19 protein-coding genes are annotated in these 16,330 nt (G+C 35.8%); 10 read left to right on the top strand and 9 right to left on the bottom strand.

Going from position 1 to position 16,330, the window contains the following annotated elements:
- Positions 1 to 7 precede the first annotated feature (7 nt).
- Positions 8 to 871: a hypothetical protein gene (locus FEE95_RS21410; RefSeq protein WP_138660093.1), complete on the top strand. Its 864-nt coding sequence runs from the start codon at positions 8 to 10 to the stop codon at positions 869 to 871.
- Here FEE95_RS21410 and FEE95_RS21405 read toward each other — a convergent pair.
- Genes FEE95_RS21405 through FEE95_RS21385 form a run of 5 tightly spaced genes read right to left on the bottom strand, consistent with a single transcriptional unit; the run spans position 818 to position 4,073 of the window.
- Positions 818 to 1,255, bottom strand: a complete 438-nt coding sequence (locus tag FEE95_RS21405; protein ID WP_138660092.1) for a hypothetical protein — start codon at positions 1,253 to 1,255, stop codon at positions 818 to 820. The two genes, FEE95_RS21410 and FEE95_RS21405, sit on opposite strands and share 54 nt — an antisense overlap.
- Positions 1,252 to 2,352 (bottom strand): serine hydrolase domain-containing protein, encoded by a 1,101-nt coding sequence (locus tag FEE95_RS21400; protein WP_138660091.1) that lies wholly within the window; start codon positions 2,350 to 2,352, stop codon positions 1,252 to 1,254. The genes FEE95_RS21405 and FEE95_RS21400 overlap by 4 nt, the downstream gene beginning before the upstream one ends.
- Before the next feature lie 24 nt (positions 2,353 to 2,376).
- A complete protein-coding gene (locus FEE95_RS21395; RefSeq protein WP_138660090.1) occupies positions 2,377 to 2,829 on the bottom strand; it encodes a DoxX family protein in 453 nt (150 codons plus the stop codon).
- Between the two features lie 21 nt (positions 2,830 to 2,850).
- Positions 2,851 to 3,771 carry an NAD(P)-dependent alcohol dehydrogenase gene (locus FEE95_RS21390; protein WP_138660089.1) on the bottom strand — a complete coding sequence of 307 codons (921 nt, stop codon included), beginning with the start codon at positions 3,769 to 3,771 and terminating at the stop codon, positions 2,851 to 2,853.
- 11 nt (positions 3,772 to 3,782) lie between these two features.
- Positions 3,783 to 4,073 (bottom strand): hypothetical protein, encoded by a 291-nt coding sequence (locus FEE95_RS21385; RefSeq protein ID WP_138660088.1) that lies wholly within the window; start codon positions 4,071 to 4,073, stop codon positions 3,783 to 3,785.
- A gap of 170 nt (positions 4,074 to 4,243) precedes the next feature.
- Here FEE95_RS21385 and FEE95_RS21380 point away from each other — a divergent pair, with 170 nt between their 5' ends.
- Positions 4,244 to 5,344 (top strand): adenylate/guanylate cyclase domain-containing protein, encoded by a 1,101-nt coding sequence (locus tag FEE95_RS21380; RefSeq protein WP_238474639.1) that lies wholly within the window; start codon positions 4,244 to 4,246, stop codon positions 5,342 to 5,344.
- Positions 5,345 to 5,525: 181 nt separating this feature from the next.
- On the opposite strand, the gene FEE95_RS22215 is transcribed toward FEE95_RS21380, so the two are convergent.
- Complete coding sequence (locus FEE95_RS22215; RefSeq protein WP_171037115.1) at positions 5,526 to 5,693, bottom strand: hypothetical protein; 168 nt, start codon at positions 5,691 to 5,693, stop codon at positions 5,526 to 5,528.
- 78 nt (positions 5,694 to 5,771) lie between these two features.
- The gene (locus tag FEE95_RS21375) at positions 5,772 to 7,520 is read right to left on the bottom strand and encodes a tetratricopeptide repeat protein (RefSeq protein ID WP_138660087.1); all 1,749 of its coding nucleotides are present in this window, start codon (positions 7,518 to 7,520) and stop codon (positions 5,772 to 5,774) included.
- 469 nt (positions 7,521 to 7,989) lie between these two features.
- On the opposite strand from FEE95_RS21375, the gene FEE95_RS21370 reads away from it, so the two are divergent.
- The 7 genes from FEE95_RS21370 to FEE95_RS21340 all read left to right on the top strand — a co-directional run bounded on the left by FEE95_RS21370 (position 7,990) and on the right by FEE95_RS21340 (position 13,321).
- Complete coding sequence (locus FEE95_RS21370) at positions 7,990 to 8,664, top strand: NUDIX hydrolase (protein ID WP_138660086.1); 675 nt, start codon at positions 7,990 to 7,992, stop codon at positions 8,662 to 8,664.
- Between the two features lie 156 nt (positions 8,665 to 8,820).
- Positions 8,821 to 9,804, top strand: coding sequence for an SPFH domain-containing protein (locus FEE95_RS21365; protein WP_238474638.1), 984 nt, complete (start codon positions 8,821 to 8,823; stop codon positions 9,802 to 9,804).
- A gap of 1 nt (position 9,805) precedes the next feature.
- Positions 9,806 to 10,729: an NAD(+)/NADH kinase gene (locus tag FEE95_RS21360; protein WP_138660084.1), complete on the top strand. Its 924-nt coding sequence runs from the start codon at positions 9,806 to 9,808 to the stop codon at positions 10,727 to 10,729.
- Positions 10,730 to 10,745: 16 nt separating this feature from the next.
- Positions 10,746 to 11,291: an NADAR family protein gene (locus FEE95_RS21355; RefSeq protein WP_138660083.1), complete on the top strand. Its 546-nt coding sequence runs from the start codon at positions 10,746 to 10,748 to the stop codon at positions 11,289 to 11,291.
- A 9-nt stretch (positions 11,292 to 11,300) separates the two neighbouring features.
- Positions 11,301 to 11,717: an ADP-ribosylation/crystallin J1 gene (locus FEE95_RS21350; RefSeq protein ID WP_138660082.1), complete on the top strand. Its 417-nt coding sequence runs from the start codon at positions 11,301 to 11,303 to the stop codon at positions 11,715 to 11,717.
- The gene (locus tag FEE95_RS21345; RefSeq protein ID WP_138660081.1) at positions 11,714 to 12,349 is read left to right on the top strand and encodes a DUF4291 domain-containing protein; all 636 of its coding nucleotides are present in this window, start codon (positions 11,714 to 11,716) and stop codon (positions 12,347 to 12,349) included. Before FEE95_RS21350 ends, FEE95_RS21345 begins: the two co-directional genes overlap by 4 nt.
- Before the next feature lie 18 nt (positions 12,350 to 12,367).
- Entirely contained in the window at positions 12,368 to 13,321 is a 954-nt protein-coding gene (locus tag FEE95_RS21340) for an ADP-ribosylglycohydrolase family protein (protein WP_138660080.1), read from the top strand.
- A gap of 37 nt (positions 13,322 to 13,358) precedes the next feature.
- Here FEE95_RS21340 and FEE95_RS21335 read toward each other — a convergent pair whose 3' ends face one another.
- Positions 13,359 to 14,459: a slipin family protein gene (locus FEE95_RS21335; RefSeq protein ID WP_138660079.1), complete on the bottom strand. Its 1,101-nt coding sequence runs from the start codon at positions 14,457 to 14,459 to the stop codon at positions 13,359 to 13,361.
- A gap of 323 nt (positions 14,460 to 14,782) precedes the next feature.
- Here FEE95_RS21335 and FEE95_RS21330 point away from each other — a divergent pair, with 323 nt between their 5' ends.
- On the top strand, positions 14,783 to 15,013 hold the full coding sequence (locus tag FEE95_RS21330; RefSeq protein ID WP_138660078.1) for a hypothetical protein: 231 nt from the start codon (positions 14,783 to 14,785) through the stop codon (positions 15,011 to 15,013).
- Positions 15,014 to 15,574: 561 nt separating this feature from the next.
- Here FEE95_RS21330 and FEE95_RS22210 read toward each other — a convergent pair.
- On the bottom strand, positions 15,575 to 15,748 hold the full coding sequence (locus FEE95_RS22210; RefSeq protein ID WP_171037114.1) for a hypothetical protein: 174 nt from the start codon (positions 15,746 to 15,748) through the stop codon (positions 15,575 to 15,577).
- Positions 15,749 to 16,330 lie beyond the last annotated feature (582 nt).

Genomic DNA, 16,330 nt, shown 5'->3' with positions numbered 1-16,330 from the left:
GTCAGTTGTGATTGCCAAAATCTATATCAAAGGACTGATAGTATTAATGACTTGTTTTTCGAGTAATCAATTTGATACTGTAAATGGCAAATTGAATTCTTCAAGGCTTAGAGAACAATTGGCAACGGATTTCCTAGAAATTTTAGAGTTTTCTGAAAAAATGAAGCTCTATGGAATCACACAAGAAAATTTTGAATCCTTTTTTCATAAAGGAGCTTTAGAGTCTTTCAATTTTCATCAGTCGTCTCATTATATGAAACAGTCTAACTTAAATCGAATGATTGAAAGGGAACTCATTAATTACCAAGATTTAAAACATCCATTGAAGAAACCATCTAAGAGTAATTCCAAAAATTTAAAAGTCCGAAGTGTTTTAAATACATTCTCTGGTGAATGGAGTGGTAAATGGAAATCGATGCCTGTAAGGCATCTTTGGCTTCCATTCAAAGAAATTAATCTTGAAATTAATGAATTGTTTAAAATAATCGGTTTTCAAACTTGTTTTACAGGAGATGGATTTGGATGGAATTATTTGATTCAGAAAGGGGAGGAAACAATCATCTTAGGCCACGTATATCATTTTAATACAATAGGAAAGCTAGATTATGAAAATCCGCATTATGCATTAGTAAATAACCAAAGCCAACTTACTTGGGTTTCAGATAATCACATTTATTATGAATTTGTATGTGATAATAAAAAACACAAAAATGAGAGACATTATGTAATTACGGCATTACCTTACTCAAGAGAAAATAAACTAAAATTCGGTACTCCCATTCAAGCTATTTACACATCAAGAAATAGTGTAAACAATTCAACTAAAATTAAAAAACCACTCAATAGCGTTCCCCATTACAAAGCTCAATAAGGCACCCCAAAGGGATATCTTGCCTAAATTAAAAGAGTTTGAAAATGAAATGTAAAAGGAGATGATAGCACAGATTCCAAACATAATCATTCCATAAATCGGAACATTACTTGTGAGAAAACCGCTGATATGAAATAGTATATCCAAAACAGCTGTAAAACCGAATAGTGCTAGATAGAAATTTGCTTTGTTATTTCCCCGAAACAAATAATATGATGCGATTATCAATTCTATGGCAATGGCAAGCGCAGCAAACTGGGCATAATACGACCTTGTGAAATACCCTTCTAAACCTACAGGAAAATTCAAATATGAATAGAATACAACACCCATCACCAAGGCGATTAAAAAGAAAGAAATAGCTATGGATTTACGTGTATTCATTTTGAATTTTCGACAATGTAATTTACAAATTCATAAACATTAAAAGAAGGCGTAGCCTGAGTGACGCAATACGAAAGTACTGTTTTGGTTTCTGGACAGTAGCCAATATACGTACCAAAAAAGCCATAATGTCCATAAAAGGTTTGACCATTATAGACCGACTTATAGACTCCAAGCCCATAGGGAAGGTGATTTTCAAAAGTTGCTTCGGTGGTTATCATCTTTTGTAATGACTTTTCAGAAATAAGCTTTCCATTGAACAGCGCCTTGATAAATGTAGCTAAGTCTTGATGCGTACTGACCAGCCCTCCACCTGACCAATCAAAAGAGGTATTTACACTATTAAAATCGATGGTGCCTACGTACTGATGCAATCTAGGTTTGCTGTCTCTCGCACTCTCATAATATTCTAAATAGGTGTCTTTTAAATGAAGAGGCTTGACAATACGTTCTCTAATGGATTGCGCTAGTGATTTTTGGTCTAGTTTTTCGATTAGTAACCCGAGCAATAGATAATTCATATCAGAATAGTGCCAACCTTCTCCAGGTTTGAATTTTGCTTCCTTATGAAGCCCAAATTCAAAATACAAGTCTACCACATTTTCGGGTTGATACTGTTGCTCTGGGTTTTGCATTACACGCCCAAAAAAGGCTTCTTGTTTGTCGTTAAAAACATCAGCTAGTCCACTTTTATGTGATAGTAATTGCTGTATGCTTATTACTTTCGCGAAAGCGGCATTCTTATAAAAATGAAAATCGTCCAGTCTTAAATATTCAATATCCTTTAAATATGAATAGATATTATCTGAAAGTGAAAGCTTGCCTTCTTCTTCCAGCTGCAAAATTATAGTTGCAGTAAATGTCTTAGTGCTACTAGCTATTCTAAACTGGTCAGTAACTTGTAAAACATCTGCATTTTTCTTTCGTTTGCCAACAGCTTCAATTATTAATGTTTTCCCTTTTTCCTCAAGCAACACAGATATACCGTTAATGGGATTATCTGTACTATCGATTAGTTTTACCTCCAAAAGTTTGGAAATCTCTTGGGCATTCATAAGAAATGGGAACATTGATAAAAATAGGACTAGTGTTTTCATAATTAGTGTCGCTTTGTATTGAAACTACATTCGGATGGTACTGATATACGTCCAAGTTATAAAAAGTAATTGCAATGGAATTCTAAACCACAAATAAACAAGACCGTGTCCGTCGAATGTTCCTGTTTGATAATTTATTTGATGTACTGATGCATAAATATTGGCAGGTAACATCAGTAATAGAAAAATGATGAGTGCCCAACCAGATAATGACTGATACTTTGGAATAAGAAGACCAACAGCCATAATGATTTCAAATATTCCTGTAAAGTGAACACAGCTCTCCTTAAAAGGAATAAAATCGGGTATCATCATTTTCATTCCCTTGGTGAATACAAAGTGTCCAATGGCTGTGAAAACGAGCATTATGGCCATCGCTATTCTTGCAGACAAAGTAAAATCATATTCTTTTTTGATGATTTTGATAGCCAAAATTGAGATAGCAAAACTTACAATAAGTACAATGAGTGGTTTCATAATTCTCTTGATTTAGATATTTTAATGATTCATGACCACGGATACATTTCCTCGTTTTCTGCCAGAATCTACATATCGGTGTATTTCAACTATATTTTTTAGGTTGTATTCTTTATCTATAAATGGTTTTACTTTTTCTGTTTCTGCCAATTGACGGGCTTGTAAAAGCAGTTCTGTACTTTCTTTTGTTAGCATTTTTGTAGTAACGAATTTCCCGTTGTCCTTGAGTATCTTTTTAGCAGCCGACTTCGAAGTTTTACCTACGGCATCAAATACAATATCGTAGCGCTCTGGTGATTGAGTATAGTCCTGTTTTTTGTAATCGATTACGGTTTCTGCGCCCAATTGTTCAACCATTTCGATATTCCGAGTGCTACAGACCCCTGTAACACGTGTTCCAAAATAGTTAGCAATTTGTACTGCATAGCTTCCCACACTGCCCGAAGCACCATAAATGAGTACTTTTTGGTCTCTTTGAATATTTGCTTTTTGAAGTAGAAACAGCGCCGTCATACAACCAATGGGTAATACCGCAGCTTCTTTGTGAGAAAGCTGTTTTGATTTTTTGATAACAACTCCTTGACTCCAATGTTCAGGAATACACATATATTCGGCATAGGCTCCTGTCCTCAACATAGTGGTGGTGCCAAACACTTCATCGCCAACCTTAAACTTTGATGCCTTGCTACCCAATTGCTCAATGACTCCAGACCATTCGTGACCTAAGATTTGCTTTTTGGGACGGAACAATCCGAAAATCAATCGTGCCGGTAACCAAAATAGTGGTGGAAAATCTGAAGCTCGCAAGCGAACGTCACCAGATGTTACAGAGGTTGCAAACACTTTTATCAAAATCTCATTGGATTTAGGCACAGGTTTTTCAAGTTCCTTAAGTTGTAGGACTTCTGGCGCGCCATATTTAGAATAAACTACTGCTTTCATTTTTGATAGGTTTAAGCGTTTATGGGAATATTGTAAACCGATAACGGTCTTACTTTACCGATATATGCATATTGCTCACTTTCTAAATAGTGAAGCTCTTTGTCAAAAAGTTCGTTTCGGTCAAGAAAACGAATCACCTTTTCTTTTGTGCAGTAGTTGCAATGCAATCGCAATACCTTGTCACAATCCTCAAGGTCAAAATTCCATTGTCCTTTTCCTACGATGGCGTCTAAATGCGGTTGTATTGCTAAGAGTTGTAGCTCTTGCACGTAGGTAGCAAGTAAATAAAAATCTGTTTTCATACTGTATCGATTTGATTGATGAATAAACTCTTGTAATTTGATGGTACAAAGATGATTTTAAAAAAAAAGACAATTGTTCTGAAATGAAAATCAGAACCTATATGATGAGCATTAAAACTTTTTTAGACCCTTGATTTTGGAATTGTGGTTTGAATTCTACGAACTTTGTAATGATGTCACTTTCAGCCAAAAACAAATACTATCTTAAACGCATACTTCCTTTCGGAATCATTTGGCTTGCTATTTCATTACTATTGTTATGGTCAGACTATGCTGTGTTGGCAGACCAATCACAAGTGGATGAATGGGTGATACCCATTACACCAACCATTTTTGTGTTTTCCTCTGTAAGTGTTTTTATAGTGGGCTGCTTAGTCGGTGCGATTGAGGTATTTGCAGTCAATAAGCTTTTTGACAATCAAAGCTTTCCAAAAAAAATTATAGGTAAGTTTCTACTGTACACAACAGTACTTTTTATTCTGGTTTTTATACTTTACTTGATAGCAGCCAGCATTGTATCTAAAGAATCTGTCTTCAGTAAATCCGTCTGGAATCAGTATGTCCAATTCTTTACTAGCATAACGCACGTAAGCACTTGGGTGCAATTGTTATTTTCACTATTAGTCTCATTAATTTATGCCGAAGTAAGCGAGAATCTAGGTCAAAACATCTTATATAATTTCTTTACAGGCCGCTACCATAAACCTGTAGATGAAAACCGCATCTTTATGTTTGTAGATATGAAGGACAGTACCACTATTGCTGAAAAACTAGGTCATAAAAACTACTTCAAATTACTCAAAGACTATTACCGAAGTTTTTCTGATGCTATCATCAAGAATTACGGGGAAGTCTATCAATATGTGGGTGATGAGATTGTTATCACTTGGAATTTGGATGACGGATTAAAACAAAACCGATGTATTCAATGTTTTTTTGAAATGAAAACTGCTTTAGAAAAACAAACACAGAATTTTGAAAAGAAGTATAACACTATTCCAAATTTCAAAGCAGCTATGCACTTCGGCGAAGTCACCACAGGTGAAATAGGCGCATTAAAAAAAGACATTTTCTTTACGGGCGATGTGCTCAATACCACAGCAAGGATTCTAGGATTAACTACGGAATTAAAAGAAGATATCTTAATTTCTGAACCGCTTTCGCGAAAGCTGGAAACTTCGGAAGATTATAGTTTGGAAAATTTAGGAACTAAAATCCTGAAAGGTAAAACAAAGTCGATTCAGGTATGTGCAGTTCATTATTTATCATAATAGGGGAAGCCTACACTTTATTAAATTTCTTTTTTTTTAAAGAATTAATATTGATTAACGATTAGTTTTTATTTTCGATTCCTTAGGACATTACTCTATTATTAAGATGGAGTGTAGCCTAGATTATGATTGTTTGAAATTAGATTGTTTTTCTGCAACTGAAATAACTAGCTCACTTTATCTATTGTTTGGTTGTTGCTTTTTTGTTGCCGTACTCTAAGGCAGCACCAATAGCGATACCCAAAATAAACCACACTTTTGTATTTGAAGTTAAATAGCCAACTATACAACCTAAGATAATACCAAATGCCAATCGTGCTCCTGGTATAATTTTTCTAGTCTTTCTCATAATTTTTCGTTTTACGATTAATATGAGACAAATCTACAGTAGGATTAGTCGAAAAAAGTTCGTGTTTAGAAAACGGAACTAATTCCTTCTATTCATTCTTAGATAAGAATTGGGTGTAGTACCCTCAATCTTTTTGAAAAACGTATTAAAGACTGTTTTAGAATTGAAACCACTATCGTAAGCTACCGCCATAATGGTTAAACCTTTATTTTCCTCTAATATGACACGCTGTTTAAATTCTTCAACTCGATACGTATTGATAAACTCAGAGAAGTTTTTTTGAAAACCCAGACTTAAAAGTTGTGAGACATAGTTAGTCGGAAGTTCTAGATAAGAAGCTAAATCTTTTAAAGATACATCTGGATTTAAGTACAACTTATGTTCTTTCATTATTTTCTTCAACGCACTGCCGTGTGTTTCAATTTCATCATCACTCAATAAGATTTGCTTATATTTTTTTTGTGATTTGTAGTTATTATTATCTGGTATAGCCTGAACCATTAATTTTTTAAACCTCTCAAGATTTCTTATTGGCTTTAAAATAGGTTCAGTATTCAATAATAAAATTAGAGGTAGATGATTTTCAAAAGCTTTCTCTATACATTCTAAAGCCTTGTCATAATTCTCTAATAAAACATTTACCAAAATTAAAAAATTGAAGGCTTTATCCATCTTTTCAGATGTTAAGTAAGATTCTAGCTCACGAATCTTTTCATTACATTTTTCAATGTCACCCATTTTTGCATAGCACATAGTGATGCCGCCTAATTGCGTTAAATCGTTTATGGAGACACCATTTAGCCCTTTATAATAATTTAATGCCTCCTGATTTTTATCTGAAAATAAAAGGCATTCTCCAATATACAATGGTGGAAATGGCAAAATGGGATTTAGCGCTAACGCTTTTTGAAAGTATGGCAGTGCCTCGTTGTAATCCTCTTGTAGGTATAATAAAAAGCCCTTGTAATGAATGTTCATTGGGGAGAAAGGGTCGAGTTCTATGGCCTTATCAATATAATTATGAGCAGAATTTAATTTGCCCTCTACCGTTAAATAATTAGAAATAGTAAGATAAATCTCATCGGCAGGTTGAATTTCTAATGCTTTGTTTGCGTGCAAATAGGCTTTCTTTAAATTCCAATTTTGCCAACATTCTATCCAAGATAAATTTAATTGCGTACGATAAAGGTTTGGATTAAGTTCTAACCCTTTTTTAAGAAAAGGTTGTGCTTTTTGAAAGCCTTCAAAAGCAGGCATCAGTCCCATAGCTCCCATATAGGTATAGCCGTGATTTATGTCTATATATGCATTCGGAAAGTTTGGTGCTTTTTGGATAATACTTTCAAAAATTGAAATTGCTTTAACCGTGTTTTCATACCCCATTTTCATTAAATAATATCTTCCTTTTAGATATTCTCTATAAATATGGATTGGCACATCAATGGGCTCAACTAATTTGTCTTCAATCTCAATATGACCTATATGTTCACGTAACTTTTCGGCAATAAATAGACTTACTTCGTCTTGAATAGCAAAAACATCTTCTGGGTTTCTGTCAAAGGTTTCTGACCAAAAATGGAAATCATTAAGAGCGTCTATCATCTGAACCGTAATTCTCATTGTATCTTTCGATACTCTGATACTTCCTTCAATAAAAACAGATACCCCTAGTTGCTCTCTTATTTCTTTTGAGGTTACTTTTTTGTTTTTAAAGTAAAATGAAGAGGTTCTTGAGGTAACTGACAACTCTTTAACTTTTGCCAGCGCATTGATAATTTCCTCTGTAAGACCGTCACAAAAATATTCATTATCAATGCTATTGCTCATATTCACAAAAGGTAATACGGCAATGGATTTGTCTATGGATGCTATATTAGAACTCGATAAATTCAATTTTTAAAAACGCAGTGATTGACTGGGTGGTTACTAGTTATACTAAGATAAAAATTGAATCCTTATAAATTCGATTTTTTTTGTACTCTAAAATTAGCATAATATGATAATATCAAATGATATTATAGCCAATTGGCAATTATTGATTTCAAGAAAATATTTTCTTACTTTTAGCTAATAAGGAATTACATCATTTGTGTCTATATAGGTTAAAAATTGCAATACGGTGTATAGCTTTAAATTAGCGAGGTAAAGTATTGAAAGTCAAAGTGGTATATGAGTTATTTTAAGTCTGCCACCCCGACAAAAGCCAGTTCATTTTTTGAACTGGCTTTTTTGTTTTAAAGTATCTAGCAGAATTAAATACAATCTTAGCTATATTTGTGTATATTATACACATATAATGAAAAACAAAATTCAACTTACCGTCGACGCAGTAGTATTTGGTTATGATTCTGGGAATATATCTGTACTTCTGGTCAAACGTAAATACGAACCCTTTAAAGATGGTTGGGCACTGCCAGGAGGCTTTGTATTGGAAAATGAAAATTTGGAACAAGCGGTTCAAAGAGAATTGTCCGAAGAGACGGGAGCTAAAATTAACTACTTGGAACAATTGTACACCTTTGGAGATTTAGGACGAGACCCGAGGGGTAGGGTGGTCTCAGTGGCCTACTTCGGATTGGTCAAACCAAATGCCTTCAAGTTGACCGCGTCTACTGATGCAAAGAAAGCAGAATGGTTCGATATTAAACGGTTGCCTAAGTTAGCATTTGACCACAAAAAAATCTTAAAAATTGCCATTGAAAGACTACAAGGAAAGATTACATATGAGCCTATCGGATTTGAGTTACTCGATAAAAAGTTCCCTTTTTCCGATTTAGAAAAGCTTTACACCACCCTGCTGGATCGTGAAATTGATAGAAGAAATTTCAAAAAGAAAATTACTAGCCTGAAAGTTTTAGATGAATTAGACGAGAAGGTTTCTATAGGCAGAGGTAGGCCTGCCAGCCTTTTTAGCTTTAATAAGAAACGCTATTTCCAACTAAAAATGGAAGGTATCATCTTCGAAATATAGCCTTATCTACAAGCTTTGAATTTTAATTTGCGTAAAAAAAACACAAAATATCTTGCGTGATTCAAAAACACATTTTATATTTGCGTAATAAATACACAAATTAATTTTTTAAAACTATATATTATGTTCGGAATAAACTATATCAAATTCGATTCAATGAATTACGTTATCTATTTCAAAAATGGAAATATCAGGAATGAAGGTAGGGGATTGTCTTTTTTCTACTTTGCTCCGAATTCTTCCATAGTTTCCATTCCTATGGAGAGTAAAGATTTTCAGTTCATTTTTAACGAAACAACGAAAGACTACCAAGAAGTTTCTATTCAAGGGCAAATAACCTATAAGGTAAAAGACCCAAAGCAACTGGCTGAAGTTCTTGATTTCACAGTAGATAGTAAAGGTTACTATGTAAAAGATGATAACGAAAAAATTCAACAGCGTATCATTAATGAAGCCCAAACTGCTAGTGCTGGAGTTATACAAAAATTGAGCTTGAAAGAGGCACTGCGTCAACTGCAGCAAATAGAAACACAGATTTTGGATAGTGTTCAAAATTCTAAAACTGTGAATATGCTAGGACTTGAAATATTGAGTGTGAATGTTTTAGGAGTAACACCTAACCCTGAAATGGCTCGGGCTTTAGAAGCTCAAATGCGTGAGTCTCTTCAAAAAGAAGCTGATCAAGCCATCTATGAACGAAGAAATTTCGCAGTTGAACAAGAGCGTATTATTAAGGAAACCGAATTGAATACTGAAATTGCTATTGAGGAGAAACAAAAACAGATTGCTGAAAAGCAAATGGAAACGGAAGTGGTGAAACAAGAAAATGAGCAGAAGCTTAAAGAAATGGATATGGCTTCCAACATTTCACTTGAAGATAGCAAACAGAAGTTAATCGAAATAAAGGTGGAAAACGAGAAGAAAGAAGCTGATGTTAAAGAATATGTTTTACATGCCAATCTTCGTCCGTATAAAGAATTGGATTGGAAAACACTCATGGCTATCAATTCAAAAGGTGTTGACCCGAGAAACCATATTGCACTTGCCTTTAGAGAATTGGCTGAGAATGCTGATAAAATTGGCAACCTCAATATTTCGCCAGAGTTGTTGGAATCAATAATGAGCACCAAGAATAAGTAAGATGGAACTAGATAAGGTAATAGTCATCAGAGATAAAACAAGGCTTGAGCAGCTCATCGAGCGTTTCAACTCAAAAGCTCAAGCCAAGTTTTATTTAGAACGTTCAGGGGAAGACTTTGGGTTCTACGAAAAGGAACATGATACTTTTTATAACTCGCTGAGTGAAGTTGAAAAAGCAATTTCTACATCATTTAAGCATAAAGTATTGTTTCGTTCTTTTTTACCCACCTATATGTTTGCCGAAGGAGATTTGATTGTGGTTATAGGACAAGACGGATTGGTTGCCAATACAGCCAAGTATATAAATGGCTTACCAATGGTGGCCGTTAACCCAGATGCAGAACGTTATGATGGGGTTTTATTACCTCATAACCCAGAGACTTTTCTAACAGCAATAAAGAATTTTGTTCATGGAAATCATACATCGAAAATGGTAACCATGGCAAAGGCAACAATGAATGACGGACAATCTCTTTTAGCATTTAACGATTTTTATATTGGGGCTGCTTCACATGTATCTTCACGATATAGTCTTGAATTTGGAGGAAAAAGAGAAAGCCAATCTTCCAGTGGTGTTTTAGTGTCAACAGGCGCTGGCTCCACCGGATGGATCAGTTCTGTTTTTAACATGACCAATAATATTAACAGCTATTTTTATAATCAGAAGAGAGAATTTGATTCTGGAGTGGATTGGGAAGATGATAAGTTATTATTTGTGGTTCGTGAGCCGTTTCTCAGTAAAATGTCGCAGATAGGCTTAGGTTATGGAACCATTACAAGAGGTAAGACTTTGAAAATCGAGTCCAAAATGCCCACCAAAGGAGTAATTTTTAGTGATGGAATTGAATCTGATTTTTTGAATTTTAATTCAGGAAGTATTGCTGAGATTAGTATAGCTAAAGAAAAAGCAAATTTGATAGTATAAGTTTATTAAATAGAAAATGAAATATAATAGACAACAGCTTGTTAATGATTTTCATAACGAAAGTAAAATCAAGTTTTTATTCTTTTGGGGCCATGCAGCTAACAAAGACGGGAGTATTGGTAAAAGCTGCTTTAGTCAATGGTGGATTGCTCCTTTTATTGTAGATGGAATTACTTATAAAAGTACAGAACATTGGATGATGGCAGAAAAGGCAAGACTGTTTAATGACGGAAATAGTTTAGGAGAGATTATTAATTGTGAGTCTCCTGCCGAAGCCAAAAAATGGGGAAGGAAAGTAGTTGGGTTTATACCGGAAGAATGGGATAAACAAAAATATCAAATCGTAAAACAAGGAAATATGTACAAATTCTCACAGCATCAGGATTTAAAGGAGTATTTGTTAAATACAAAAAACCGTGTTTTAGTAGAAGCAAGTCCAAGAGATAGAATTTGGGGAATCGGTATGGCGCAATCGAACGAAAAAGCTCAGAACCCAGAATTTTGGAGAGGTGAAAACTTGTTGGGTTTTGCTTTAATGGAGGTGAGGGATGAACTTATTTAACTATACAAAATGAAGAATATAACCTTATATCGTCCTGTAGGTTTAAAAGAATTGGAGCTAATTATAGAAAATGATTTTAAAGCTTTTCCACCCAGGTTAGATTGGCAACCAATCTTCTATCCAGTGATGAATGAAGATTACGCTATTGAAATAGCTCTTAAATGGAATACTATTGATGAATTTTCAGGCTATTGTGGATTTGTTACTGCCTTTGTTATGAGTTCGGATTTTATTGAAAAATACGAAGTTCAAAATGTGGGGAATAAGATTCATAATGAGCTGTGGGTTCCGTCTAAAGAACTTGAGGAGTTTAACAAAAACATTCAAGATAAAATCTATGTAACTAAAACCTTTTTAGGAAAACAGTTCGTTCCCAAGGTGACTAGCGTCGTTGATGGGATAATCAAAAGAACAGAAATAAAATGAACTTAAAAACGAAATTATATATAGAACAAAACGAATTGTGGCCAGATAACGGATATCATATAATGGCCCAGTATGATGATGATAAAGTCATTGTATACCAATCATATAGACCAAGCATAGGTGATTTTGCAATTAAAAACCAATATTTTGGAGGTGATTTCAGTCTAGCCAGAATGACCTGGATTAAACCCAATTTTCTCTGGATGATGTATCGAAATGGATGGGGAACAAAAGAAGGTCAAGAAGTTGTTTTAGCGCTTCACTTAAAACGCGAAGCTTTTGAACGCTACTTAAGTCTTGCCGTTTATTCAAGCTACCAACAAGATATTTACGGAGATCGAAATGTTTGGTCTGAAGCGGTAAAGAACTCAAATATACGATTGCAATGGGATCCTGATCATGACCCGTATGGGGCAAAACTTGAAAGAAGAGCGATTCAAATAGGGATTCGTAATGAGGAAATAGAAAAATTCGCAAAAGAAGATATTCTGAAAATCGAAGATATTTCGAATTATGTTAAGGAACAACGAAAATGGGTAGTTCAAAACACTTTAGACAAGCTGTTGATTCCAGAGGAAACCGCATATATGCCAAAGGAACGGGAGGTTTGTAAACGATTAAAACTAAAATAAGCCTAAATAGGATATTTTATGAAAACTATTAAGGATGGAATTTTAGGTTTAGCCATTGGGGACGCCATTGGCGTGCCTGTTGAATTTCAATCTCGAGTTATGCTGGATAAAAGCCCAGTTACTGACATGCAAGGATTCGGCACTCATCATCAACCTCCAGGAACTTGGTCCGATGATAGCTCACTTACTTTTTGTTTAGCCGATAGCTTATGTGACGGTTTTGATTTAGCTGATATTGCGAAGCAGTTTATAGCCTGGAAACTCAATGCTAAATGGACAGCGCATGATGAAGTTTTTGATATAGGTATTCAAACAATGAAAGCCATAAATCAATTAATTCAAATCAATCAAGATAAGGATTGGGAAAGCCTGAAATACTTAAGGTATGAAGTAGACGAATTCACAAATGGAAATGGTTCGCTTATGCGAATACTTCCGCTTTATCATGTTTTAAAGGGCGAAGGTGTTGAAAAAGGATTTGAAATTATATGGGAAGTTTCTGCATTGACCCATGGTCATATAAGGGCAGCGATTTCCTGTTTAATATATTTAGTTTTGGTAGATGAGTTAATGGAAGAAAGAGAAAAAGCGACAGCCTATTTTAATACAAGAACACGAATTAATAAATTCTTTCAAGAACGTGAAATCGTTACAAGTGAAACACAACAATTTGATAGGATTATTACAAACAATATTCAAGATTTAGATAGGAATGAAATTAAATCAAGTGGTTATGTAGTTGATAGCTTGGAGGCTTCTTTATGGTGTTTTTTGAAGAGTGAAAGCTATAAAGACTGTATTTTAAAAGCTGTGAATCTAGGAGAAGATACTGATACTACAGCTGCAATTACAGGTGGATTGGCTGGTATTTATTATGGTTATGAATCGTTTCCCGAAAATTGGCTTGATGGTTTAGTAATGACAAAACAAATAGAAGAACTGGCTAATCGACTTGAAGAAAAATGGAAATAAAAAATGCGCCAACTCACATTGACGCATTCTAACCAACCTACTTATTGACGGAGAAAATCTCCTTCAATTGCTTTACCATACCTCCGTTTCCAGAGACGGTAATCTTGCCGATTTTTTCGGCGATCTTTTCAACGTATTCCATTTCCTTCAACTTGAAGAGCATTTCGTTGTCTTCCATCAACTTTGCGGTGTTCAACAAACTTCTGGTAGACGCAGTCTCTTCACGTCGGGTAATGATATTCGCCTGAGCTCTCTTTTGAGCAACCAAAACCTGGTTCATGATGTCTTTCATTTCACCAGTTAAGATTACATCACGGATACCGCAGCTCAAAACTTCAACACCCAACTGGGTAGCTGCTGTTTTGATATCTGCAAATACGGCTTCAGCGATACTTTCTTTTCGCTCTAAAAGCTCATCCAAGGTATAGGTGCCAATGTAGGCACGCAATACCAACTGCATCGCAATGTACAATTGCTTTTCATAGTCCTTGCTACCTAGCAAAGCCTTTTCAATATCAACAACTTTATACTGTGTATAGAAGTTGATACGAATAGCGGCCTTGTCTTTAGTCAACAACTCTTGACCAGAAATTTCCAATTGCAATTGACGCATATCCGCTCTGGCGATTTTGATGGAAATGTCGTTCTTCCAGAAATGGTAGGTACCACTTTCCAGCGTTTTGACATAAACATCATCGACCAAAAGGACGGCTTTCTCGTAAGCCGCAACTTCCAAAGTACGAACATACGCTCGCAACTGAGGATGGCTTAGCATCGCTTTACTGATAGCTTCTGTGATGTAGATCTTACTCAGGTCCGCCATAACGAACTCGAAGTTTATCAGACCTTTCCAGAAAGCGTACTTACCAGCAGTTAGGACTTGTTTCAAGTTTCCGTTTTCAGAAACCAAGGCCAATTCGGCATCCTTAACTTCGATGATATGCAACATAGCTTCCAATCCTTGGTCCTTTAGCAAGATTTCTAATGCTATAGGAGCAACAAAGGCTTTGGTAAGGTCATAGACCTTAACCATATTTTGAAAGCCTACCCAGTGTGTACCTTGGGTAATAACTTTTTGGTAATCGCCTCTTTTGAAGACCAAACCTACTTTTCCTGCATTGATTCTTACTCTTTTCATTACTTAAAATTTGTGTCCGCCAGTCGATTGACGGACGAACGGGTTAAACTATTTTCATTTATTATTAATTGGTTTAATTCTCTTTTAAAAAACCGCAACAATAACTCATCTATTCGATACGGAAATATTGGTTTTCGAAGCTCGTTACGACTTGTTTTTTGGTATGCTTCGGTCGGTGTTTCCAATACTATTTATTGGTTTTTCCGAGGGAAGGATATTCAAAAAAGAAATTGCCTTTCACATCAAAAATTCAGTAATTCAAAGTAGTTTCAAGACTGTTGGCTCATCCGAAGAAAAACCAACCGAGGTATAACTACGGCTTTTTGTCAATTATACGGAGTGACCGTCCGGTGGTCTTTTTACAAGTGACCTTCTTGTTGAAAATGGATTTTGAGTCCATAACCTACATTAAAAGTGTAGTGCTCTACCCACTGAGCTACAGGTTTTTATACCTGACGGGAATCGAACCCGCGACACCTACGTCTGTTGTTCTTACCACTGAACTACCTCGTCAAAAACGAGAATGGGAATCGAACCCATGTCCTACAGAGTAGTGACTATTTTTTGGAAAACAGCCAAAACCTTCAAGTCAAGTTGTATATGAAGACCTAATACTTCTCAGCAAAACTTCACACAATAGTGCTATACAGAAACACCCAACAAGACTAGCTTGATATCTTGTTCCCGCGAAGGCAGGAATCTTATTTTCAATGAACTTTTGATATGCCCCACAACACCCCTCGTTGTTGCGGGGAACTTCTAGCAAACCACGAAGTGGTTTGAAAATATTTTAATAAGCGTTCTGGGAATACCCACGCTTATGGACAAACTTTCGTAGGATTATAGCCGAAGCGTTCCCTACTTTTCCACGTTTTCTCCGTTGCTTTGGAAATCACGTATTTGTCCGATGCCATAAATCATTACAACTGTTCGGCAACTTAGACTTGGCTTGCATAGTGACTATTTAGTCACGCTTTGCAACTACAGGGGTTGGCTCCCCCACCGTTCATAGGTGTCCCTTTTTAGGGCGACCTATTAGAATGTTCACCGCATGGTATAGGCTTGCCACCTCTACCACCCCATATATCACAATGGGTTTAGGCAACTACTAGCTGCTACAATGCTCGAAGTCTTTTGCTGTATTGCTCACCAATTGAGCTAAAAGAACTAAAAGGTGTTTCTCTAGGATTCGAACCTAAACATATTTGGCCTAGAAGAAGGGCTTCGAGAATGGCTCCGTAGATTTTGCCTACAAAATACCAACCTTCTTCTTGTATGTCTCCCGACACACAGCACTTTAAGCTACCGAACAGTTTCCCGCCGGGTACCTTTAATGCTGCAATAAGCTCCGCTAGGTTGGATGACCTATACGTAACCCATTACCACAACTTCACCTATTGATGTCTCCATCTCAAGCCTACCCAAAAGTATTAGCTATAAGTCCTAATCTGCTTAAGCGGTCGCCCCTGGCAAATCATGACTTATGTTGGTTGCTTGCTTACCTGTACTGTATTGCAAAAAACAGTCTCCGCTTGCTGTGCCAGCTAACAGATTTATCCTTGTTACCAAGTTTATCTAAGGACGATAAGCCGCCCCGTCATTTAAAAGAAATGACGATTTACACGATGAAGCTCCATTGTGGAACCTCTAATTTCAATGAACTTTGTACCTCTTGCCAGATTCGAACTGACACTTTCGTCGAAACGAACAGATTGGCTATAAATGCGCTTCCCTACTTTGATTTTTGACCATTTCGGTGCTTCTGCAAATTCTATTCATTAGCAGGCACGCCGCTAACAACATCTTCCAATCACTCCGTGGCTACGATCAATAGCTTTTACCACAGCTCTTCCTTTTAAGCTAAAGAGGTA

Origin of the sequence: Maribacter algarum (ex Zhang et al. 2020), from assembly GCF_005885635.1 — a bacterium.
In the GTDB taxonomy this organism is placed as follows: Bacteria; Bacteroidota; Bacteroidia; order Flavobacteriales; family Flavobacteriaceae; genus Maribacter_C; species Maribacter_C algarum.
The sequence above is the reverse complement of the archived record's forward strand: the minus strand, read 5'-3'. Positions and strand labels throughout refer to the sequence as shown.